Annotated in this window: 23 protein-coding genes and 1 other annotated feature; of the genes, 12 read left to right on the forward strand and 11 right to left on the reverse strand. The window is 37.4% G+C overall.

Annotated features, from left to right (window positions below; all coding sequences use genetic code 11):
* Positions 1 to 25: 25 nt before the first annotated feature.
* The 6 genes from AC5LXV_RS09230 to AC5LXV_RS09255 all read left to right on the forward strand — a co-directional run bounded on the left by AC5LXV_RS09230 (position 26) and on the right by AC5LXV_RS09255 (position 5,576).
* Complete coding sequence (locus AC5LXV_RS09230) at positions 26 to 643, forward strand: CDP-alcohol phosphatidyltransferase family protein (protein ID WP_493466232.1); 618 nt, start codon at positions 26 to 28, stop codon at positions 641 to 643.
* Positions 644 to 655: 12 nt separating this feature from the next.
* Positions 656 to 2,404, forward strand: coding sequence for a bifunctional alpha/beta hydrolase/class I SAM-dependent methyltransferase (locus AC5LXV_RS09235; protein ID WP_493466233.1), 1,749 nt, complete (start codon positions 656 to 658; stop codon positions 2,402 to 2,404).
* A 2-nt stretch (positions 2,405 to 2,406) separates the two neighbouring features.
* A complete protein-coding gene (locus AC5LXV_RS09240; RefSeq protein WP_493466234.1) occupies positions 2,407 to 3,723 on the forward strand; it encodes a phosphatase PAP2/dual specificity phosphatase family protein in 1,317 nt (438 codons plus the stop codon).
* Positions 3,724 to 3,755: 32 nt separating this feature from the next.
* A complete protein-coding gene (locus tag AC5LXV_RS09245; protein WP_493466235.1) occupies positions 3,756 to 4,190 on the forward strand; it encodes a hypothetical protein in 435 nt (144 codons plus the stop codon).
* Positions 4,191 to 4,230: 40 nt separating this feature from the next.
* Positions 4,231 to 5,166, forward strand: coding sequence for a phosphatidate cytidylyltransferase (locus AC5LXV_RS09250; RefSeq protein ID WP_493466236.1), 936 nt, complete (start codon positions 4,231 to 4,233; stop codon positions 5,164 to 5,166).
* 146 nt (positions 5,167 to 5,312) lie between these two features.
* Positions 5,313 to 5,576 carry an HPr family phosphocarrier protein gene (locus tag AC5LXV_RS09255; RefSeq protein WP_110423585.1) on the forward strand — a complete coding sequence of 88 codons (264 nt, stop codon included), beginning with the start codon at positions 5,313 to 5,315 and terminating at the stop codon, positions 5,574 to 5,576.
* Positions 5,577 to 5,702: 126 nt separating this feature from the next.
* Here the strand turns inward: AC5LXV_RS09255 and AC5LXV_RS09260 are convergent, their stop codons facing one another.
* A complete protein-coding gene (locus AC5LXV_RS09260) occupies positions 5,703 to 7,082 on the reverse strand; it encodes an APC family permease (RefSeq protein ID WP_493466237.1) in 1,380 nt (459 codons plus the stop codon).
* Positions 7,083 to 7,414: 332 nt separating this feature from the next.
* Here AC5LXV_RS09260 and AC5LXV_RS09265 point away from each other — a divergent pair, with 332 nt between their 5' ends.
* Together AC5LXV_RS09265 and AC5LXV_RS09270 are read left to right on the forward strand one after the other, a co-directional pair.
* A complete protein-coding gene (locus AC5LXV_RS09265; protein WP_110433654.1) occupies positions 7,415 to 7,849 on the forward strand; it encodes a PTS sugar transporter subunit IIA in 435 nt (144 codons plus the stop codon).
* Complete coding sequence (locus AC5LXV_RS09270) at positions 7,842 to 9,248, forward strand: PTS fructose transporter subunit IIC (protein WP_493466238.1); 1,407 nt, start codon at positions 7,842 to 7,844, stop codon at positions 9,246 to 9,248. Before AC5LXV_RS09265 ends, AC5LXV_RS09270 begins: the two co-directional genes overlap by 8 nt.
* 54 nt (positions 9,249 to 9,302) lie before the next feature.
* On the opposite strand, the gene AC5LXV_RS09275 is transcribed toward AC5LXV_RS09270, so the two are convergent.
* Positions 9,303 to 10,985, reverse strand: a complete 1,683-nt coding sequence (locus tag AC5LXV_RS09275) for an amidohydrolase (RefSeq protein ID WP_493466239.1) — start codon at positions 10,983 to 10,985, stop codon at positions 9,303 to 9,305.
* Between the two features lie 149 nt (positions 10,986 to 11,134).
* Between AC5LXV_RS09275 and matP the strand changes: the two genes are divergently transcribed.
* The 3 genes from matP to cysB all read left to right on the forward strand — a co-directional run bounded on the left by matP (position 11,135) and on the right by cysB (position 15,381).
* Positions 11,135 to 11,599, forward strand: coding sequence for a macrodomain Ter protein MatP (gene matP / locus AC5LXV_RS09280; protein WP_144187968.1), 465 nt, complete (start codon positions 11,135 to 11,137; stop codon positions 11,597 to 11,599).
* A 29-nt stretch (positions 11,600 to 11,628) separates the two neighbouring features.
* A complete protein-coding gene (gene topA / locus AC5LXV_RS09285) occupies positions 11,629 to 14,244 on the forward strand; it encodes a type I DNA topoisomerase (RefSeq protein WP_493466240.1) in 2,616 nt (871 codons plus the stop codon).
* Positions 14,245 to 14,409: 165 nt separating this feature from the next.
* Positions 14,410 to 15,381, forward strand: coding sequence for an HTH-type transcriptional regulator CysB (cysB, locus tag AC5LXV_RS09290; protein ID WP_493466241.1), 972 nt, complete (start codon positions 14,410 to 14,412; stop codon positions 15,379 to 15,381).
* 72 nt (positions 15,382 to 15,453) lie between these two features.
* Here the strand turns inward: cysB and hisIE are convergent, their stop codons facing one another.
* The 9 genes from hisIE to AC5LXV_RS09335 form a co-directional block, all read right to left on the reverse strand.
* Positions 15,454 to 16,080 carry a bifunctional phosphoribosyl-AMP cyclohydrolase/phosphoribosyl-ATP diphosphatase HisIE gene (gene hisIE / locus AC5LXV_RS09295; protein WP_110423575.1) on the reverse strand — a complete coding sequence of 209 codons (627 nt, stop codon included), beginning with the start codon at positions 16,078 to 16,080 and terminating at the stop codon, positions 15,454 to 15,456.
* A complete protein-coding gene (gene hisF / locus AC5LXV_RS09300) occupies positions 16,074 to 16,850 on the reverse strand; it encodes an imidazole glycerol phosphate synthase subunit HisF (RefSeq protein WP_493466242.1) in 777 nt (258 codons plus the stop codon). The genes hisIE and hisF overlap by 7 nt, the downstream gene beginning before the upstream one ends.
* On the reverse strand, positions 16,832 to 17,569 hold the full coding sequence (gene hisA, locus AC5LXV_RS09305; RefSeq protein WP_493452166.1) for a 1-(5-phosphoribosyl)-5-[(5-phosphoribosylamino)methylideneamino]imidazole-4-carboxamide isomerase: 738 nt from the start codon (positions 17,567 to 17,569) through the stop codon (positions 16,832 to 16,834). Before hisA ends, hisF begins: the two co-directional genes overlap by 19 nt.
* A 17-nt stretch (positions 17,570 to 17,586) precedes the next feature.
* A complete protein-coding gene (hisH, locus tag AC5LXV_RS09310) occupies positions 17,587 to 18,174 on the reverse strand; it encodes an imidazole glycerol phosphate synthase subunit HisH (RefSeq protein WP_110433648.1) in 588 nt (195 codons plus the stop codon).
* Positions 18,175 to 19,242, reverse strand: a complete 1,068-nt coding sequence (gene hisB / locus AC5LXV_RS09315) for a bifunctional histidinol-phosphatase/imidazoleglycerol-phosphate dehydratase HisB (protein WP_493466243.1) — start codon at positions 19,240 to 19,242, stop codon at positions 18,175 to 18,177.
* Between the two features lie 8 nt (positions 19,243 to 19,250).
* Positions 19,251 to 20,309, reverse strand: a complete 1,059-nt coding sequence (gene hisC, locus AC5LXV_RS09320; RefSeq protein WP_493466244.1) for a histidinol-phosphate transaminase — start codon at positions 20,307 to 20,309, stop codon at positions 19,251 to 19,253.
* A 9-nt stretch (positions 20,310 to 20,318) separates the two neighbouring features.
* A complete protein-coding gene (hisD, locus tag AC5LXV_RS09325; protein WP_493466245.1) occupies positions 20,319 to 21,620 on the reverse strand; it encodes a histidinol dehydrogenase in 1,302 nt (433 codons plus the stop codon).
* A 5-nt stretch (positions 21,621 to 21,625) separates the two neighbouring features.
* Positions 21,626 to 22,525 (reverse strand): ATP phosphoribosyltransferase, encoded by a 900-nt coding sequence (hisG, locus tag AC5LXV_RS09330; RefSeq protein ID WP_110433644.1) that lies wholly within the window; start codon positions 22,523 to 22,525, stop codon positions 21,626 to 21,628.
* A gap of 39 nt (positions 22,526 to 22,564) precedes the next feature.
* Positions 22,565 to 22,690: a sequence feature (His leader region), on the reverse strand.
* A gap of 204 nt (positions 22,691 to 22,894) precedes the next feature.
* Positions 22,895 to 23,278, reverse strand: coding sequence for an Lrp/AsnC family transcriptional regulator (locus AC5LXV_RS09335; protein WP_144187956.1), 384 nt, complete (start codon positions 23,276 to 23,278; stop codon positions 22,895 to 22,897).
* 106 nt (positions 23,279 to 23,384) lie between these two features.
* Here AC5LXV_RS09335 and AC5LXV_RS09340 point away from each other — a divergent pair, with 106 nt between their 5' ends.
* Complete coding sequence (locus tag AC5LXV_RS09340; protein WP_493444623.1) at positions 23,385 to 23,936, forward strand: cysteine hydrolase family protein; 552 nt, start codon at positions 23,385 to 23,387, stop codon at positions 23,934 to 23,936.
* The last annotated feature ends 21 nt before the right edge of the window (positions 23,937 to 23,957 follow it).

The following is a 23,957-nucleotide window of genomic DNA, read 5'->3' on the forward strand; positions in this document are numbered from 1 at the left end:
CATATAACATATAAAAGGAAGGACCGTGTTTTCAATCTATCAATTAAAATCGCGCTTTCAAGCACTGCTTCGTCCTTATGTAACATCGTTATATGCATCACACATTACCGCGAATCAGATCACGCTAACCGCTTGTGTAGGTTCGATATTGGTTGCTTTGTTAGTTGGCTATTTTGCTGATCATCAATGGTTGTTTGGCTTAATACCGTTCTGGATGTTTATTCGGATGGCGCTCAATGCTATTGATGGCATGCTAGCCCGAGAATATAACCAAAAATCGAATCTTGGTGCTTATTTAAATGAGATCTGTGATGTGGTTTCAGATTCGGCATTACTATTAATCTTTACTCAATTAAATCAGATCCATGTTAGTCTAGTGATTTTAGTCATTTTGTTATCATTTTTAACTGAGTATGCCGGTGTACTCGGTATGATGATTGGTAGTTCACGGCGTTATGATGGTCCTATGGGTAAAAGCGATCGGGCTTTTATTTTTAGTGTAATAAGTTTAGGTATCGCTACCTCTCTGTTGCCAGTTGATTGGCTCAATACACTACTGTGGCTTATTATCTTTTTGCTATTAATTACGGTAATTAATAGAGTTAAAAAAGGATTACAAGAATCAAAAAATAAAAGGGAATAAAAGGAATAAGCTATGCGAGAAGAACAACAAAAGATGTTTATTAGCCATGATGGCTGTCAATTATTTTATCGCTACTGGCCTGCTGTCGCCAGCCAATCATCTTCAAAAGCAATTGTACTTTTTCATCGTGGTCATGAACATTCTGGACGAATGGCGCATTTAGCCGATGAACTTGAGTTACCCGATTTTCATATTTTTGCATGGGATGCGAGAGGAAATGGTCAATCAGAAGGTGAACGCGGTGATGCCCCTAATTTTGCTACGTTAATCAAAGATGCTAACTGTTTTATTGAACATATCATTGAAGAATATTCATTAAATATGCAAGATATTGCCATTATTGCTCAGAGTGTTGGCGCGGTAATTGCCAGCGCTTGGGTGCATGATTATGTGCCAAATATTCGTGCATTAGTATTAGGTTCACCAGCATTTAGCGTTAAATTATATGTTCCATTTGCCGTATCTGGGCTTAATTTGTTGTATAACTTGAAAGGCAATTTCTTTGTAAATAGTTATGTTAAACCGAACTTGTTAACCCATGATGCTAATCGCGCAGACTCTTTTAATAAAGATCCTTTAATTACGCGACCTATTTCTGTCAGATTACTACTTGACCTTTATGCGGTAGCGGATCGTATTGTCAAAGATGCCAATGCTATCACTGTACCTACTCAGTTATTAGTTTCTGGCTCTGATTTTGTAGTGCGACGTAAACCACAAAAAGCCTTTTATGATAATTTAGGAACAATCCAAAAAGAGTTCCATATTTTACCAAAATTCTATCATGATACCTTTGGTGAGAAAGATCGAAACATGGCTATCGCCAGAGCTCGACAGTTTATTCAAGGCTGTTTTGCGAATCAACCGAATGTTCCGCTGTTAACTAATGCCGATCGGGTTGGTTATACCCGAATGGAAACCGATAGATTAGCTTTACCTCCATCTGGTTGGATCAAACCATGGTATTGGCAGTTTGTTAGATCAACCTTAAAATATGCCAGTAAAATGTCGGATGGTATTAAGCTAGGTTTTGAAACGGGGTTTGATTCTGGCAGTACGCTTGATTATGTCTATCGAAATGAACCGTCTGGAACCTCTAAACTTGGGCGTTTTTTTGATTATCTCTATTTACAATCAATTGGTTGGCGAGGAATTCGACAACGTAAGACTCATCTAGAGCAACTATTAAAACAGACCATTGAACAGTTTCAACAATCAGAGCAAGTTAACATTGTTGATATTGCTGCAGGACATGGTCGCTACATTCTAGAAACCATTAATCAAATTGCCGATAAACCCAATTCGGTTTTATTACGTGATTATAGTGATATTAATATCCGTGATGGACAAGCACTAATTGCGCAACAAGGGTTAAGTGATATTGTCCGTTTTGAAAAAGGCGATGCTTTTAGTCGTGAAGAGCTTTCACAATTATCACCTAAACCTAATTTAGCGGTAGTATCAGGATTATATGAATTATTTGGTGATAATCAATTGTTGCGCCAGTCTTTATTAGGATTGGCCGATGTGATTCCACATGGCGGGTATCTAATTTATACCAATCAACCTTGGCATCCGCAATTAGAATTTATAGCCAGAGCGTTAACTTCACATCGACAAGGACAACCGTGGATTATGCGACGACGAACACAACTTGAGATGGATCAATTAGTTGAGGAAGCGGGATTTAGTAAAGTAACCATGTTGGTCGATCAGTGGGGCATTTTTACGGTTTCTGTCGCTCAACGAAATTCCCATTGATTATGCCAAAACTATTCAACCGTCTAAATGTTTATAAATGTGTGTGGTTAGCCGGTTTGTCGTTGTTCTTTTTTGCCAGTTATAATTTTACTAACTGGCTAACTTCGCAACGTCAGGATGTGCCGAGTCTATTTTTTAGTTGGGAACATTCTATTCCACTTTGGCCATGGACGATTGTGCCTTATTGGTCTATCGATCTGATGTATGGTCTTGCCATTTTATTGACAACTTCTTGGCAATCTTTGAAAACCCTTGGTTTACGATTGTTAACCGCGCAAGTGATTTGTATTATTTGCTTCTTAGTTTTTCCGCTTAAATTCTATTTTGACCGTCCCGTTTTGGATGGCTTTTTTGGTTTACTGTTTGATATTTTAATGGGTTTTGATAAACCATTTAATCAAGCACCATCATTACATATCACGTTATTAGTTATTTTATGGCAATTTTATGCTCAATATTTTCGGGGATTAGGGCGTTATATATTACATTTTTGGTGTTTGTTAATTGCTCTTTCTGTTTTAACCACTTGGCAGCATCATTTTTTTGATATTCCAACTGGATTATGGGTAGGCTGTTTGTGCATTTGGTTATGGCCTGATAATAGGCAGATACCATCAATATATCGGCCATTAAATTATTGTTGGACGATGATCTATCTGAGCCTATCTCTGTTATCCCTTACTATGGCTATCTATCTCTCCGGATGGGCGCTTTGGTTATTATGGTTAGCTGGCGCATTGGTATTGGTTGCCACTAATTATCTATTTTTTGGTGCCTTAGGTTTTCAAAAACAGCAAAATGGCCGTTTTAAGTTAGCCGTAAATCTGCTTTATTTACCATACTTTATTATTATGTGGCTAAACTCGCGAATATGGACGATTAAACATCAAGCCGATGACTTGATAGCCGATAACGTCTATTTAGGTCGTATTCCGTCAACTAACGCATTAAACCAACATCGCTTTACCTCAGTGGTTGATTTGTGTGCCGAGTTGCCAATTGGTCATTTTAACGGCGTTTATACATTTATTCCAGTTTTAGATATGACACCACTTTCGCCAAAAGAGTGTCAGCAAGCTGCCCAAATTATTGAACAATATCGGCAACAAGGTAAATTACTCGTTTGCTGTGCTTTGGGATATTCCAGAAGTGCAACCGCTGTTATTGCTTGGTTGTTATGGACAAAAAAAGTCGACAATCTGCAACAAGCTATCAACAAAGTAAAAAAACATCGGCATTCAATTGTGATCTCTAATCAGCAACAACTAATTTTAACTAACTGGTTGGCAAACATTAAAGATGGGACAAAGACATGTTAAGTAGTAACAATAATCGGTCACCAACAAATTCTATGACTAAAATAGATTTAGTGGCGTTTTGTAGTTTTTTGTCGCTAAGTAAACAGATTGATATTTTTTCAATGCTATTATCGCTGTTAGTTGTTTTTGTTGCCTTGCTGAGTTCTTCGGCAATACCATTAACCATTATTTGTTTGATGATCTTTATTCTCGGTTTAATCAGTAAGTATTATGCTATAAGAATCGAATTTGATAGGAAATTGTTCAAGCACTTAACTAATCATGTGGATCATTTGCATGATGAACTATTAGCGATGGATAGGGCGTTAACCAATTTAAAATTAATCAAGCCGAGTCAATTTACCTCAAGAACCATTACAGATCGCCAAAAAGGGGTTTTATCGTTGTTTAAAAGGCAGTTAATCTTATTTTTAGCGCAAAATTGTTTAATCATTTTTGCGGTTATTAATGTTATTATCAATAATTAATCCTTTATTAACTAGTAATACTGCACCTAGGAGAATTTAAATGTCCCAATATCAATATGATACGTGTTTATTGTTTTTGGGCATAGGCCTGTTTTTATTAGTCGCGACAATGATTGGCCAAATTTTAAAATTTCGCTGTAAATCCCCCAATAGTGTTATCGATAATTTAAATACTCGGATAAATGCATGGTGGGTAATGGTTGCCATAATTGGGGTTGCTTTTTGGTTTGGGCAACTCGCGGTGATCTTTTTATTTTTTGTTATTTCAGGTGTGGCGTTACGTGAATTTCTCATTTTAACACCAATCAATCGCTACGATTATTTCGTGTTAATTTTTGCTTTTGGAATTGCTTTACCAATGCAATATATTTTAGTCGCCTATGCATGGTATGGTTTATTCAGTATTTTTATTCCTGTATATGCCTTTTTGTTGCTTGCGATATTCGCCACGATTTCAACTCGCAATTTTTTGGAGAGAATTGCCGATGTACAATGGGGATTGATGATTACGGTTTATTGTATTTCGTGTGTACCGGCGTTATTAGTGTTGGATATCGAACATTATCAAGGTCGTAATTTGTTGTTAATTGCTTATTTGGTGTTAATCGTTCAATTATCAGATGTGTTGCAATATGTTTTTGGAAAATTGTTTGGTAAACATAAAATCAGCCCGAATATCTCACCATCAAAAACGATTGAAGGTTTCATAGGTGGCATTTTATCCGCCAGTTTTATTGGCGCCTGCATGTGTTGGATCACCCCTTTTACTTTTCTGCAATCGGGATTAATTTCATTAATGATTACGCTTTTGGGCTTTTTTGGTGGATTAGTGATGTCGGCCATTAAACGTGATCGCGGAGTAAAAGATTGGGGAAGGCTTATCGATGGCCATGGTGGCATACTCGATCGCTTTGATTCTATCTGCTTTGCTGCACCAATATTTTTTCATGTGGTGAGATATTTTTGGGTGGAGTAGTTTTAGTATTATTAATCGATAGTTATTAAAAAACAGTGTGATATGAATAAATTTTAAAAAATAATGCTAAAAAAGAGCAAAAAAAATGAATTTATGATATAAATACGGGTATTGTATTAACATTAGATATAAGTAAGGACTATAATATGTTAAAAGAGCAAATGGTAGTAAAAAATGCAACTGGTTTACATGCACGCCCGGTAACGACGCTTGTTAAATTAGCTGGCCGTTATAAATCATCAATTGAACTTGTTTATAACGATAAAGCCATTAAATTAAAAAGTATGATGGGGTTACTTGGTGCTGGTGTTAAAGGTGGTTCAACTGTTGAAATCATCTGTGATGGTGAAGATGAACAAGCAGCAATGGATGAAATCCGCGAATTATTTGCTACTGGCTTTGGTGAATAATCTTAAGCAATTTTACTAGCTTATTTTATTGACTTAAAAATGAAAATCCCGTCGACCAAAGGTCGACGGGATTATTTTTTAAAAGGGCATTAACTAAATACTTTCAAGTAGACCTAATAGATTAATCTAATCTTTAATAATTGAATTCAATTCTGAATGATCAATTGAAGGCAATAATTTGGTAAAACCTCGTGTTAGATAAAGTAGATAACAAAATCCAAAAGCTAACCAAATTAAACCCACCGTCATCGCTGTCGTTTCAAGACTGGTCCATAGCCACAACGAAAGTGATACGCCAATTGCAGGCAATAATCCATATTTTAAAAGCATTGGTACTGTTTTTTTAGTACCACTTAGGTAGCTTTTGATTACGCATAGATTAACGAAGGTAAAGGCAACTAAGGCACCAAAACTGATCATTGATACGACTAAGCTTAAATCAAGTACTAAAGCGAATAGGGAAAAACAGGAAACAAAAATAATTGATAAATAAGGTGTTCTAAAACGTGGATGAATTTTATAGAAGATTCTTTTCGGTAACACACCTTCACGCCCCATCGCATAAAAGATGCGTGACACGCTTGTTTGCGCTGTCATAGTTGAGGCAAAGACACCAGTTAAATAGGCTGTTTGGAAGAAGTTATACATAAAATCATTGCCATATTTACCAAGTACATTGGTTAAGTGACTTATGTTATCCACTCTACGCATTACATCCAAACTTGCGGTATCTTTATTATCAGCAAAATCAGTCCATTGCGGATAGGCTAAATGTGCACAATAGGAGACAACTAAAAATATACAACCAGCAATCAATATGGTACCAATAATTGCTCGTGGTAAGGTCTTTTTAGCGTTGTTTGATTCTTCAGCTAGTGTCGCAATGGCGTCAAAGCCTAAGAATGCTAAACATAATATGGCCGCTCCAGAAAATAAACCACTAAAATCATCGCTTGTCACTGATATTGGTTTTAACATTGTTTCCGGTGTTAAATGGACATTTGTTAAGGTTAAAATAATAAACAATACGATGAATAACGCTTGAAATAAATTCAAAGTAATATTGGCCCAATTAATTAACTTGATTCCAAGGTAATTTAATACACTTACACCTACAATCGATGCCAATACATATACATAAGCCGGAATACTATCATAAAGTTCATGTAGATAGATGCCTAAAACCAAGTAATTTAATATTGGTAAAAATAGGTAATCAAGAATTTGTGCCCACCCAACTAAGAAGCCTGCTTTTCCACCAAATGTTCTTTGTACATAGGTGTAGGCCGAACCAGCAATAGGAAGTTTGTTTGCCATTCGACAATAACTCAATGCTGTGAAAAAGATCATGGCAAGGGTGATAATGTAGGCTATAGGTAAGTGCCCATTACTGACAACGGTAACTTCCCCATAAGTGGTAAAGATCCCTAAAGGAACCATATAAGCTAAACCAAATGCAATCAATGCAGGTGTGGTTAAAACTCGTTTCATTTTTATTGCGGACATGACTTAATTTGCTCCTCTGTCCCAAAAAACAATAAAAAACTACTAAGTATAGTTTTGCCTTTTTACCCGCTTAAAGCGGCAGGGAATTCTGCCACATTATCATAATTATGCAAGCTAATTTTTAGTAAAGATTATAAATCCGGATGATTTGTAGGCTTTTCCGAAATAAAAAATCAAAAATAATAGGTTCAATAGTGTTATTACTAGGTTGGATTGGCAAATTTATTCGTTGATCAGCTAACTATTCGATTTTTTATAAACAGTTATATTTTTACTTAAAAATCATGTATAAAGATTGTACACAGAACAGTGATTAATTAGGAGGATATATTATGGAACCAATTCCCGTTTTACCTGTTGAATTAACAACTGATGTTATTACGCATAAGTCATCGGTGATTAAATTGATGGCTGAACAGAGTGAAGTTTATTTAACGGATGTAAATAAATTTTCTGCTGATGTTATGCAACATGAACAAGAGATGGAAACTGATGTTTTGCCCAATATTGCATTACCGCATTCTAAAAGCGAAGCAGTGAAAACACCATTTATTGTCGTGGCAAAATATAATCAAGGAATAGTCTGGAATAATGCCAATAAAGTTAAGTTAGTGGTGCTAATCGGTGCACCACAAAACGCTAATAAAGAGCATTTGACAATTATTGCCAAATTGGCGGCAAACTTGGCTGATGACGATTTTATTGAGGTTTTATTAAATAGTGATATTCAAACTGTAGCAAAAAAAATCCGAGGTTTATATGAGTAAAGAATCCTTAAAAAATAAAAAGATTGTCGCTATATGTGCCTGTACAGCTGGTATGGCGCACACCTATATTGCTAAACAAAAAATTGAAAACGAAGCTAAAAAACGTGGGTGGGATTGTAAGGTTGAAACCCAAGGTGCAGCTGGTATTGATAATGTGTTAACTCAGCAAGATCTGATAAGTGCTGATGTAATTTTATTAGCGACAGATATTTCAATCGATAATGCTGAACGGTTAGAACCTTTTAAAAATGTGATTAAGGTTAGTACTGGTGAAGCGGTTAAAAATACAGCTAGTATTTTTAATAATGCCGAAGCCTTATCATCCAAAAAAGAAGTGAAGGAGAGTATTGGTAAAGAGATATTTAGAGCATTAAATACAGGTATTAGTAAATTTTTACCTGTTATCATTGCTTCCGGTATTCTTTTTTCAATTGTGTTAATGACTGGGCATGTGACTGGTGGCACCATTCTACCTAGTAATCAATTCTTTGCCAATTTGCAACAAGTGGCTTTCTACGGCTTTGCAATGATGGTGCCAGTGCTTGCGGCTTATATGGCTTACTCTATTGGTGGTAATGCCGCCTTGGCACCAGCCTTTATTATGGGCTATGTAGTAAATAATCCAATTGGTGTTAACCAAGTTAGCACTGGATTTATAGGTGCAATGATTTTTGGGATTTTAATTGGTTATTTTGTTAAATGGTTTAAAACCGTTAAAGTCCATCCGGTTATTGCTTCGGTTATGCCTGTGATGATCATTCCAACTGTGACATTATTGATCATGGCGCCCATCTATATTTATATTTTGTCATATCCGCTCGATTGGTTTGTAAAAGTAATGGTGGGAACTTTAAAAGATATGTCAGAAGTTAACGCGGCAGTTTTAGGTATAGGAATCGGTGTGCTTGCTGCGCTTGATATGGGGGGACCTTGTAGTAAGGCCGCCACAGCCTTCACCTTAGCCGCTATGGCGGAACACGTCTATGGTCCTAATGGCGTGTTCCGTATGTGCTGTGCAATTCCTCCTTTAGGATTAGCAATATCTTCTTTACTGGTATCTCGTTCAAAATACACCAAAGAAGAAAAAGAGTTTGGGATCACTGCGTTCTTTTTATCGTTAGCTGGTATTACCGAAGGCGCGATTCCATTCGCCGTTAAAGACCCCAAACGGGTTATTATCGCTATCGTTGTTGGTACAGCAGTTGCGGGTATGCTAGGTATGATTAATGGTATTGATTCCTTAGTTGCTTTTGGTGGCTTAGTGGCACTTGGTGGTGTAACCAAAGGTGCATTGTGGTATGTGATTGATATGTTTATCGGAGCATTTATTATTGCTGCGATTTTACACTTTACTCGAAAACCAGCAGTTGAGGGTGATGTTGTTGTTGATGCGGACTAGTAATAAAAAACTACCCCGACCTATTGGCGGGGTAGTGAATTTATTTAAAGTTTATTAAGCTTGTTGATAAACCGTTTTGCCGCCAACAATTGTCGTTAGTACTTTGACGTTTTGCATATCTGTTGCCGGAATGGTAAATGGATTGCGATCTAAAATAATTAAATCAGCAAATTTACCTTTTTCAATAGAGCCAATATACTTATCTTGTTTTAACACGTAAGCTGCACCAATAGTTGCACAACGTAGCACTTCAACGGCAGTTAAATTGCGGTCGCTGTTTAAGCGTGGGTGTTCGGCGTCAATTTGTCGAGTCATAGCAATTTGGAAATCATACCATTCATTAAGTGGATCAATTGGCCAATCACTACCAAAAGCACAGGTTACGCCGGCATCAATATATTGGCCATGGGCTTCTAAACCATTATAACGTTCGGCACCAAATAGTGTTTGGTATTGTTCAACCATTGCCGAGCTACAACCCGCCCATTGGAATGAGAATACCACACTGGTTTTTAATTGTTTATAACGGGCAAATTGATGCATCGCACTGAGTTCATTATGGGCCGTACTTGGGCGAATATCCGCATCCGGAAGTGCTTTTCGCATTTTTTCAATAGCGTTAAGAACCACTTCGATCGCCCCTTCGCCAACGGTATGCATGTGAGGGTGAAAACCTGCTTTCGATGATTCAAGGATTAAGGCATCTAGCATTTCTGTAGAGTAATAGAGATCACCATAGCGATCTTTTTCATTTTCTAATTGATATGGTTTTAGCAAACGCGCTGTCATTAACGGCGCTTGCATTACGCCATCAACGAATAATTTCGTATGCGATACCTTTATTCCCGGTTTAGGTTGCCAATTTTGGTCATCATAGCGTTTAGCGAACTGTTTTACCCGATCAATTACCGCTGGAATGTCTCCAATTGAATTGACATCATCAGGGGGTAATTCACGCGCTCCAAATAAACGTATTGAAAGTTCATCTTGCTGTTGTAATTGTAAAAATGCATCGGCTTGGGTTTCAGTAATACGCGCATCCATTACTGAAGTTACCCCTTGCTTATTTAATTCTGTTTGTGATAATTTAGCAATGTTTACCGCTTGTTCATCGGTAAGTTTAGAAATGCTGTCAAATGCGCGCATTGCAGGAGCATCTTCTAAAATACCGTTTAATTCGCCATCTTCAGTACGTCCAATTTTGCCATCAGAAGGCTCTGGCGTATTACGATCGAGTCCAAATTTTTCTAAAGCAATACTGTTAGCAACGAGTGTATGACAATCATTTGAGAATAGAATAACCGGACGCGTGGTATTAAGCTTGTCAAGATCAAAACGGGTAATGTCAGTGCCGATTGGTAATACTTCTTGACGCAACCAGCCACGAACTTGTAACCAATTTGTGCTATTATTACTGGAATCGTTATCTAAATATTTTTGAATAATGGCCAGAGTGGCATCAACAGTTAAACTTTGATAATTTAAATTACATGAAGATAATTGCATACCGCCCCAAAAAGTATGTAAATGGGCATCAATAATGCCTGGCATCATGGTTTTATTTTGTAGATCATAAATTATCGTAAAATTATCAACATATTGAGTGTTATTTATCTCTTGTGTGGTGCCAGTTGCAATAATATAGCCGTTTTGAATTGCAATAGCTTCACAAACTGTATCGTGTTTGTCAGCCGTGTAGATGTGGCCATTAATATAAATAACATCGGCTTTTGCCATTATACGTGATTCCTTAATTAGAAGATTGAAGTTAAAGGTGAACGATAGCAGATTTATAAAAAATTTGTCAAATGCAATAATTTTCTTTATTGTGTGATGAGTTTATGCTACAACTATCATATTTAGTTACAGCGTCACAAGGTGAGCTTATGAAATACCAACAATTAGAAAACCTTGAATGCGGTTGGAAGTGGCACTATCTAGTAAAAAGACATTTAGAAGGTGAGCTAATTACTCGTTATATAGAAAGGAGTGCAGCAGAGCAAGCTGTAAATGAACTACTATTATTAGAACACAAGCCGACAGCTGTCGTTGATTGGATTAAGCAGCATTTAAATCCCGATTTAGATAATCGCATGAAACAAACTATTCGGGCAAGGCGAAAACGGCATTTTAATGCCGAGCAACAAAATACACGTAAAAAGTCTATTGATTTGGAATTTCTAGTCTGGCAAAGGTTAGCTAATTTAGCTAAACGCCGAAAATGCACGTTGTCACAAACAATTACGCAATTAATTGAAGATGCCGAGCAAAAAGAGCAATATGCCACTAAAGTATCGACAATTAAAGATGATTTACTGTCATTACTCGATGATAATTTAGACGGTAAATAACTTAAACTACAGGATAAATAGGTTTAATTATGGGAAAATCCCTTGTTATTGTGGAATCACCAGCAAAAGCAAAAACGATTAATAAATACCTTGGCAAAGATTTCGTGGTTAAATCAAGCGTGGGGCATATTCGCGATCTTCCAGTAAGTGGTAGTAGCCACCGCAATGAAAAAAACGGCAAAGATAAAGCCAGCAAAGATAAAGCTGAGAAGAAAGTAAAACGATCTGAGAAACAGGTCTTAGTCGACCGTATGAGTGTCGATCCTTATAATGGTTGGAAAGCTCATTATGAAATTTTGCCAGGCAAAGAGCGGGTCGTTGATGAACTTAAAAAATTAGCCAAAGATGCGGATATGATCTATCTAGCAACCGACTTGGATAGAGAAGGGGAAGCCATAGCTTGGCATCTTAAAGATGTTATTGGTGGTGATGATGATAAGTACCGCCGCGTTGTATTTAATGAAATCACTAAAACTGCCATTCAAAACGCATTTAAACATCCGGCTATGTTGGATATGGATCGCGTTAATGCTCAACAAGCACGCCGATTTATGGACCGTGTGGTGGGGTTTATGGTGTCGCCGTTACTTTGGAAGAAAGTGGCGCGTGGTTTGTCGGCTGGTCGCGTTCAATCCGTTGCGGTACGATTAGTCGTTGAACGTGAACGTGAAATCCACGCTTTTATTCCTGAAGAGTATTGGGAACTTTATGCCGATTTAAAAACTGCTAATCAAGAAAAATTAACCATGCAAGTTACGCATTATAAAGATGATGCGTTTGAACCAAAAGATCAAGTTGCGATTGATATTGCGTTAGCCGAGCTAAATAACAAGCAATACCAAGTTACCAATATTGAAGAAAAACCGACTAAAAGTAATCCAACTGCACCATTTATCACTTCAACTTTACAACAAGCGGCAAGCACTCGTCTTGGCTTTGGGGTGAAGAAGACAATGATGTTAGCCCAGCGCTTATATGAAGCCGGTTATATCACTTATATGCGTACCGATTCAACAAATTTGAGTCAAGATGCATTAAACATGGTTCGCGATTATATTGGCAAAAACTATGGTGATAAATACCTACCGAAATCACCGAATGTTTATGCAAGTAAGAAAAATTCACAAGAAGCGCATGAAGCAATTCGTCCGTCAGATGTCAATATTTCCGCAACCAGTCTTAGTGATGTCGACGTTGATGCGGTTAAACTATATCAATTAATTTGGCGTCAATTTGTTGCTTGTCAGATGACATCCGCTGAATATAACTCTATTACAGTTACTGTTAAAGCGGGTGATTTTACTTTAAAAGCCAAAGGTCGTACTTTACGTTTTGATGGTTGGACAAAAGTACAATCACAGTTAAGTAAAAATAATGAAGATAAGATGTTACCAGCAGTATCGGTTGAAGATATTTTAGAACTACTCAGTTTAAATCCAGATCAACACTTTACTAAACCTCCTGCTCGTTACAATGAAGCTTCATTGGTAAAAGAATTGGAAAAACGAGAAATTGGTCGTCCTTCTACTTATGCTACCATTATTTCAACCATTCAAGACCGTGGATATGTTCGATTAGATAATCGCCGTTTTTATGCAGAAAAAATCGGTGAGATTGTAACTGACAGGTTAAGTGAAAACTTTAATGATCTTATGAGTTATGATTTTACCGCACGTATGGAGCATGCACTTGATGAGATTGCGAATAAAAAACAAGAATGGCGCGAAGTTTTAGATCAATTCTTTGAAGATTTTAGCCAGCATCTTGAAATTGCTGAACAAGATCCTGATCGTGGAGGAATGCAATTAAATCCACTCGTTTTAACACCGGAAATTAAATGTCCTAACTGTGGTCGTGAAATGGGGATCAAAACAGCTGGAACTGGGGTGTTTTTAGCATGTTCTGGTTATGCGTTGCCACCTAAAGAGCGTTGTAAACAGACAATCAACTTAATTCCTGAACATGAAACTTTGAACATTTTGGAAGAAGCGGAAACAGCTGAAACTAATGCTTTAAGAGCACTTAAACGTTGCCCTAAATGTCATACTGCGATGGATAGTTATCTGCTAGATAATGAGCGTAAGTTACATATTTGCGGTAATAACCCAATTTGTGATGGCTCATTAGTTGAAAAGGGCACATTTAAAGTAAAAAGTTACGATGGTCCAATTATTGAATGTGAAAAATGTGGATCAGAAATGCATCTTAAGTCAGGCCGTTTTGGGCTGTATATGGGGTGTACTAACCAAGATTGTAAAAATACGCGTAAAATCTTAAAAAATGGTGACGTGGCTCCTCCTAAAGAAGATCCAGTTGATTTGCCGGAACTAAAATGTAGCAAATCAGATGCCCATTTTGTGCTAAGAGATGGGGCATCAGGTATCTTTTTAGCTGCACATAATTTCCCTAAATCTCGGGAAACTCGTGCACCTTTAATTGAAGAGTTACAACGTTTTAAATATCGTTTACCGGAAAAATTCATTTATTTAACAGAAGCACCAAGTCATGATCCAAATGGTAATCCGAGTATTGTTCGCTTTAGTCGTAAAAATAAGGAACAATATGTCACATCTGAAGTGAACGGCAAATCTACCGGTTGGGTGATGAAATATGTTCATGGTAAATGGGTTGATAGTAAAAAATAGGTAAGAACACCAGGTCAATTTTGACGAATAGATCAGGTTAAGTAGCAGTTTTAGTATAAAAAACTGTCTTGTGCTAAAGTGTGAAAGGAATTACCTTGCAATTTCCCTCTTGCTTAAATTATTGTTGAGAAGAGGGAAATACATATGGTCAAAGGAGCCTTTGTCATGAAGTTGCAACAACTGCGTTATATTGTTGAGGTCGTCAATAACGATCTCAATGTCTCTCTTACCTCTGAAAAACTGTATACCTCGCAACCAGGGATTAGTAAGCAGATTAAATTATTGGAAGATGAGCTCAATGTGCAAATCTTTACCCGTGTAGGTAAACATCTTTCAGAAGTTACGCCAGTTGGTGAGCAAATTATTGCTTTAGCCCGTGAAATTTTAAATAAAGCACAAGATATTAAAATTTTAGCTAAAGAGTTTAGCCAACCAAATCAAGGCTCATTAACAATTACCACCACTTATACTCAAGCTCGGTATACTTTACCCTTGGTTATCCAGCAATTTATGCTGCAATATCCAAGTATTACCCTTCATATGGAGCAAGGTTCATCCGCTCAATGTCTCTTGCAAGCACAAACCGGACAAGCGGACTTTGCTATTGTTACTGATTTGTCAGATCTTAGTGATGATATGATTGCTTTACCTTGTTATCACTGGAACCAGGCGGTGATTGTTATGAAAGATCATCCTTTAGCCAAAAGTAGTCTAATCACAATCGAAGAATTATCTAACTATCCGTTAGTCAGTTACGACTTTTCTAATGATGGTTCCGACCTAAATCAAGCATTTATTAAGGCTAATCAGGTACCTAATATTGTTTTTAGCACCACTGATGCTGATTTGATTAAGACCTATGTTAAGTTAGGTGTTGGTGTTGGCATTGTTGCTAAAATGGCAGTTAATGAGAACTCTGATAGTGAGTTTGTGGTACTTAATGCTGGCCATATCTTCCCCTACAGTACCACTTATATCGCATTTGCACGTTCTCTGTTTTTGCGTAACTATATGTATGATTTTATTAGTCAATTTTCACCGCATTTAAATAGACAAACCATCGATAAACTTAGTCTTTGTGAAAATAATATCGCGGTGCAAGCTATGTTTAATGGCGTCAAATTACCAGTTAGATAAAGGTATTGGTCATTTGCGGCTGATAAAGTTTAGTAAACCAAGCAGCGAATGGTGTGCTTGGTTTTTTAGTGGTTATTTATGTCTAGTTTTTAAAATACCGATCACATCTTGTAGAGCAAGGTTTTGATCTTGCAGTAAGACAAGTAAGTGATAGATTAAATCAGCTGATTCATTTTTTAACTCTTCTTTATCGTGTACCGTGGCTGCAAGCGCCGTTTCAACGCCTTCTTCGCCAACTTTTTGGGCAATACGTTTAGTACCGTCATGGTAGAGTTTTGCGGTATAAGAGGATTGCGGATCGGCTTGTTTACGAGCTCCCAATAATTGCTCTAAATCATATAGAAAGCCCCACTCAGTTTTACTGTTAGTGAAGCAGCTATTTGCTCCGGTATGACAAGTTGGTCCGATCGGGTTGACTAAGATTAACAGGGTATCGTTATCACAATCGGATGAGATACTAACTACATTTAAAAAGTTACCCGAGGTTTCACCTTTGGTCCATAAACGTTGTTTGGTGCGAGAATAAAAGGTGACTTTTCCGCTGCTTTGGGTTTGAGCTAAAGCCTCTTGATTCATATAACCAAGCATCAGCACTTCGCCAGATACATAGTGCTGAATAATCACTGGCATTAAATTATCGACTTTTTGCCAATCAAGTTGTTTGGTATCTATTTGTATTTGGGAATGTTGAGTTAGCATAATCGTATTTCTACTCCATGTTGAGCTAAATATTGTTTAAGTTCACCAATATTAATAATTTGTTTATGAAAGACTGAAGCGGCTAAAGCACCATCAACGTTGGCCTCTTTAAAAGCTTGTAAAAAGTGTTCCATCGTACCTGCGCCGCCAGAGGCAATCAGTGGTACTTGGCAAACTTGCCGAATCGTTTTAAGTTGCTTAAGATCGTAACCATTGCGAACGCCATCTTGATTCATCATATTTAATACAATTTCACCGGCACCTCGCTTTTGTACCTCTTGCACCCAATCAATCGTATTCCATTTGGTGGCGACTGTGCGTTTTTCATCGCCAGTGAATTGATAAACGTGGTAACTATCTGAATCTTTATCATACCAAGTATCAATCCCCACAACGATACACTGCACCCCGTAACAATCCGCTAATTCAGTAATTAAGCCCGGATTAGATAAAGCAGGGGAGTTAATTGAAATTTTATCCGCACCATAAGTGAGAATTCTTCCTGCATCTTTAACCGTTTTTATCCCACCAGCGACACAAAATGGAATATCTATTACTTCAGCGACTTTTGCTACCCAACTTTTGTCTACTACCCGACCGTCGGATGAGGCTGTGATATCATAAAATACCAATTCGTCAGCCCCTTCTTCGGCATAGCGTTTGGCTAGCGGTACTATATCACCTATGATTTCGTGATTACGGAATTGTACACCTTTAACAACTTGCCCATTACGAACGTCCAAACAAGGTATTATCCTTTTTGCCAACATGCAATTGCCTCCTGAACTGTAAATTTACCATCGAGTAATGCTCGACCGACGATGATACCTGCAACACCGCTCTCTTGTAACGCTTTAACATCGTCCAATTGTCCAATTCCGCCAGAAGCTTGAAAAGCAATAGTTGGGTATTTTTGGCTGATCTCTTGATATAACTTCACATTAGAACCACTTAACGTACCATCTTTGGAGATATCAGTACATAACACATGCTTCAAACCATAAGCTAGATAATCATCAATAACTTGTTCTAAGGTTTGTTTAGAATCCTCTTGCCAACCATGAATAGCGACATTTTTATTACCTTGTTGATCAATACGAACATCTAAGGCTAATACCAAAGATTCAGGACCATAAGTATTAAACCATTTTTTAACCAAATCAGGTTGTTTGATGGCGGTAGAGCCAATAACTACCCGTGTTGCCCCTGCGGATAATAATGTTTTAACGTCATCTTCTGTACGAATTCCTCCACCAATTTGTACCGGAACTTGTACGCCGTTAATCAGTGATTTTATCAATGAGATTTGTCGAGCTTGTGGATCTTTGGCTCCAGTTAAATCAACAAGATGTAGTTGTTTTGCACCTTGTTTTTGATAATCTTGCAGACGAATTAAGGGATCCTTGCCATAATCACGTTTTTGGTCATAATCACCTTGATGTAACCGAACAACAGTACCATCAATTAAATCAAGCGCGGGAATGATAATAGGGTAAACTGCCATAGTTACATCTCCAAAAAGTTCTTGAGCAATTTTGCACCGGCTGAGCCAGAACGCTCGGGATGAAATTGCACACCGTAAAAATTGTCTTTTTGCACGGCAGCGGTAAAGCTTTCGCCGTAATTGGTTTCTGCGATAGTTGATGAGCATAATGGTAAGGCGTATCCATGTACAAAGTAAAAGTAAGCACCTTCAGGAATATCTCGAAATAGATGGTGTCCGGCTTTTGGGGTGACTTGATTCCAACCCATATGCGGTAGTGGTAGTCCACAATCAGGAATTTCGATGACTTTTTCATGGATAATACCTAGAGTGTCGACATGCCCTTCATTACTATAATCGGCTAAAAGTTGCATGCCAAGACAGATACCTAATACTGGTTGAGTGCAGACTTTAATTAGCTCAATTAAATTGCGCTCCTTTAATTTTTGCATCGCAGCTGATGCAGATCCAACTCCAGGTAACAAGAGTTTGTCAGATTCAAGCACAGTATCAGGATCAAGGCTAATGATTGGATTATAACCTAGTCGCTGTATCGCGTATTTAACCGATGAAAGATTGGCGCAGCCAGTATCGAGAATGACAATTTTCATCTATAACACTCCTTTCGAGCTAGGTAGTCTGTCACTTTCAATTTTAATCGCTTGTTTAAGTGTACGCGCAAAAGCTTTAAACAAACTTTCGATTCGGTGATGGTCGTTGTCGCCAGTTGTTTCAATATGTAAAGTAATTGCCATCGCATAACTTAAAGAATAGAAGAAATGCTCGACCATTTGTGTGCTCATATCACCAACTTTCGGATCACTAAATTGCGCAGAGAACACTAGGTAAGGGCGGCCTGAAATATCCATTGCACATTTCGCTAAACACTCATCCATTGGAATAACAGAGGCATAACGTGTAATTCCCCGTTTATCACCAAGTGCATGTTTTAATGCTTCGCCTAAAGCAAGACCTGTATCTTCTATGGTGTGATGATCATCAACATGAAGATCGCCTGTAACTTGAATATTGAGTTTAATACCTCCGTGAGTGGCGATCTGATCTAACATATGATCAAAAAAGCCAATACCGGTATTGATTTGACTACCACCTTGCCGGTCTAACCATACTTCAACCAATATCTTAGTTTCTTTAGTATTGCGTTCAACTTTGGCATAACGATCAGCGGTGGTTAAACGTTGGGCTATTTCATTCCAATTAAGATTAACTGGATCATAACGTAAGCCTTTTATTTGCATGTTTTCAGCAAGCTGCATATCAGTTTGTCGGTCACCTATAACGTAGCTGTTTTGTTTGTCTAAGTTGCCACTGGTTAAATAAGGGAGCACTAATTTTATTTTAGGTTTACGACACTCACAATTGTCCTCAGGGAAATGTGGGCAAATAAGTACATCTTCAAATATTACACCTTGTGAGGCAAATATTTGCATCATTAAATTGTGTGGACCATCAAAATCAGCTTGCGGATAACTACTGGTACCTAATCCATCTTGATTGGTTACCATCACTAATTTATAACCAGCTGCTTGTAGTTTAAGCAGTGCCGGGATCACATTAGGTTCAAACGCAAGTTTTGCAAAACTGTCAACTTGAAAATCGATAGGCGGTTCAACGATTAACGTTCCATCACGGTCGATAAATAAATATTTTTGTAACATATTTGCTCCTATTTTATCGCTTTAAGTGCGGTTATTACGGCATCACACTCATCTTCGGTACCAATCGAAATTCGCACAAAACCATTTTGTCCAATTGATTTACTTTGATCGCGTAGAATAATACCTTCATGCCAAAGTTTACTAAATACCTCTTTATTACTTTGAAATTTAACACATAAATAATTTGATTCACTAGGATAAACTTTTTCGACAATTGGTAAAGCAGAAAGTTGTTTAGCAAACTTCTCTTTTTGATTATTTAGATTGATGACATGCAATCTCATCGTTTCGATACCTTTTTTACTCAATGCCTGAGTGGCAATGTCTGCTACCGGGGTAGCAAGAGGGTATGGAGCGATCACTTTTTGTAAAGCATCAATTATCGGTTTATTAGCTAAAGTAAATCCACAACGCAATCCGGCTAGGGCAAATGCTTTTGATAAGGTACGTAAAATGACTAAGTGAGGATAATCATTAAGCCAACTGACCACGGTTGAGTTTGGAGAGAACTCAATATAGGCTTCATCAATAATAACTAATGCGCGATCTTTGACTAAATTAAGTAATGCTTTAATATCCTCGGGATTGATTAAATTCCCAGTTGGATTGTTTGGTGAACAGACATAGATTAACTTAACATTATCGAGATTTTGTTTAATACCCTCTAAATCAAGTTGCCAATCAGATTTTGTTGGTACGGTTTTAGTTTTTATTCCTAAAGTTTCAGCGCTGACATGATACATACCATAAGTTGGAGGGCAGTAAAGCACCGTATCGGTATCTGGCTCACAAAAAGCACGCATTAACAGCTCTATAGCTTCATCGGCACCACGACTGACAATCACTTGCTCTGGAGTGACACCAGCATATTGCGCATAACTATCTATAACTTGCTGAGGTTGTGCTTCTGGATAGCGGTTTAACGTTTGCTCGGTTAACTGATAATTGGGTGCCACTGGGTATTCATTGGCATTTAGCCACACATCACCGTTGCCGCCAATGCGTCTAGCGGATTGATAGGGTGTCAATTTTTGTACGTTCTTTCTGACTAATTGATTAATATCCATTTTAACCACCTATTGTTTAGTATCAGCGTTAAGTTTAGCTAAGCGAATAGTCACGGCATTTTTGTGGGCAGTGAGTTGTTCTGCTTGTGCCATTAGTTCAACTGCATTACCTATTGCTTTTAACCCTTCAGCCGATAATTTTTGCACTGTCATACGTTTTTGGAAATCAGGTAATCCTAGGCTTGAATAAGTTGCGGTATAACCATAAGTTGGTAATACATGATTTGTACCAGAGGCATAATCTCCAGCAGATTCTGGTGACCAATCCCCTAAGAATATCGAACCAGCACTATTAATTTTATCAACCAGTTGATCGGCATTTTCGGTTTGAATAATTAAGTGTTCAGGACCATAACGATTGCTGATAGTTACACATTCATCTAAATCTTTGGTAACGATAAGTCGGCTCTCTTGTAACGCTTTTTCAGCAATTCCTTGACGTGCAAGTTGAGCAAGTTGCTTATCAACTTCGACTGAAACTGCTTGGGCGATCTTCTCATCGGGTGTCAGTAGTACCACTTGAGAGTCAGGACCATGTTCAGCTTGAGAAAGTAAATCCGCTGCAATAAACGCCGGATTAGCGGAACTATCGGCAATGACCAGAACTTCTGATGGGCCGGCTGGCATATCTATTGCTGCGCCATCCAATCGTTGGCTAACTTGGCGTTTCGCCTCGGTAACATAAGCATTGCCGGGACCAAATATTTTATCGACTTTAGGAACTGATTGAGTACCTAATGCCATTGCCGCAATCGCTTGTGCGCCACCCAATTGATAAATTTCTGTTACACCACAAAGTTCTGCTGCATATAAAATTTCGTCAGCAATTGGTGGAGGTGAACATAAAATCACTTTACGACAACCGGCAATTTTAGCTGGAATGGCTAACATTAATACGGTTGATAGCAATGGGGCTGAACCACCCGGTATATACAGGCCTACAGAGTCTATCGGTCTTGTTACTGACTGGCATTGAATGCCAGGCATGGTTTCAACTGTTATGGTCTGCTTAACTTGAGCTTGATGAAATTTTTCAATATTGCTTACCGCTAATTGCATTGCCTGTTTTAAATCAGGTTTAACGCGACTCGTGGCTGTTTTTATCGCATCTTGGGATAATTTAATTTGATCGATTTGCACTTTATCAAATTTATTACTTAACATTTTAAGTGCTTCGTCGCCATTTTGTTTAACTTGCACCAAGATATCGTTAACCGCTTGACTAATAGTATCGGAAGCTGCAATTGCCGGGCGAGTTAATAATTCTGCTTGTTTTTCTTTAGAACATTGTTGCCAATATGAAAGCTTCATTTTGCTTACTCCATCATTTTTTCAATTGGTAATACAAGGATTGAACTTGCACCTAATGCTTTTAGTTTTTCCATAGTTTCCCAGAATAATGACTCAGTACTAACCATATGTAGTGCTACCCGATTTTGTTCGCCGGTTAATGGTAAAATGGTTGGGTTTTCAGCGCCTGGTAATAAAGATACGACTTGATCTAAAACTGCGGTTGGCGCGTGCAACATAATGTATTTAGATTCGCGAGCTTGAATCACTCCTTGAATACGAGTCATTACTTTATCGATTAACGCCTGTTTGGTGGCAGACATTTCGCCTTCACGTTGAATTAAGCAAGCTTTAGATTTATATATGACCTCAATCTCTTGTAACCCATTAGCTTCAAGGGTTGCACCACTTGAGACTAAATCACAAATTACATCGGCTAGACCTGCTCGAGGAGCGACTTCAACTGAACCATTGAGTAAACACGTTTTAAAACTTACATTATATTGAGAAAGATAACGGCGGAGCAGGTGAGGATAAGTGGTGGCGACACGTAAATCATTTAAACACTCAGGACCGGTGTAATTAAAATCACGAGGGGCGGCAATCGATAAACGACATCCGCCAAAATCAAGTCGACGTAATTTTTTGTATTGTGGATTTTCGCCTTCAGCTTGTCTATCTAGCACTTCTTCTTCTAAAACATTTTCACCGACAATACCAATATCAACAACGCCATCAATGACTAGTCCGGGTATATCATCATCGCGAACGCGTAAAATATCAATTGGCATATTTTCGGCAAAAGCAATTAAACGTTGCTCTTGCAAATTGATTTTGATTCCACATTGAGCTAGTAATTTTTTTGACTCATCGCTTAAGCGTCCTGATTTTTGCATTGCTATACGTAAACGTGAATTATCCAACATATTATTCTCCAACTTATCCAAATAAAATTATTAACCACAAACAAAAAACCCTCGGAAGTCTGATCTTCCGAGGGTTCTCTATTTGCTTTTGCGATATCACCGGAAGACCATTTGTCTTCCAGCACCAATCGCCCGAAGACTATTCAGGAATGATGGTGATGATGATGTTTAGTAACGAAAACACAAAAACAATTCATAAAAAATAAAACCTTTAAATTTAACTGTTGTACAAAATATAACATAAATGATTAATGAGCAACTATTTTTTGATGATTTATTAAAAAATTGTAAATAAGTTAATTTTCAACTGAATGATTTTTGCTTAATTGATATTTAGATAAGCACTGCAAATCAGCAGGATTATAAAATTTATTGCAATTGATGGTTGACTTTATAACGGGCAAAATTTTCAATTTTATTTAAGAATAATTTTAAAGCATTACTATCAAATTGACTAACGATCAGGTAACAACCATCACCAGTAATCTTATAAAATTCGGCTACCTCAGTAAAAGATTTTACTAACTTTTCAAATGATTCAAATTGATTTGTGTTCATATAAATAGTAATAAATTGTAATTGATCCCTTTGTTCTTTAATAGTGAATCTTTGTATAATATGATTGTTGAGTAATTCTTGCACACGTTGCCCAACAGCTTGGCTAGACAAAAATACTTTTTCGCCGATCTCTCGCCAAGATTGTCGGCTGTTATTTCTTAATTCATTTAATATAGCGCGATCTTTTTTATCCATAGTTTCAATTTGAAAGCAGACTGAGGTTTATTACTTCAATTTGCTATGTCATTTAAAGGTTGATTATTTGAAAATAATAACACGAAACATTACAAAGGAGAGCAAAATGACTCAAGCATTGATGATTATTGATGTACAAAATGATTATTTCCCCAATGGCAAATACCCATTAAACAATACCGAACAGACATTGCAATGTACCTTAAAGCTCCAAAATTATTTCCGACAACAGCAATTACCGATTATTTATATCCAACATGTTAACCAAGATGCTAATGCTCTCTTTTTTGTTAAGAACAGTGCGGGTTGTCAGTTACATCCCAAATTGCTTCCTGTTGAGCAACATAATGAATTTGTAATTGAAAAGGCTTATCCAAATAGTTTTTATCAAACACAATTACAACAAAGGTTACAACAGGAAGGGATAACACAATTAGTGATTTGTGGCATGATGAGTCATATGTGTGTTGATTCTACTACCCGCTGTGCCTGCGAACTTAATTATCAACCAATTCTTATCCATGATGCTTGCACCACGCGGGATCTTGATTTTAATGGCAATATTATCCCATCACAACTGGTTCATAATAGTTTTATGTCAGCATTGATGCGGTTTGCGACAGTGATGAGTTTTGAATCATTTATTGAAACAATTTAACATGTTTGAGCACTTTTCTTA

It is taken from the genome of Gilliamella sp. LMG 34359, from assembly GCF_984569085.1.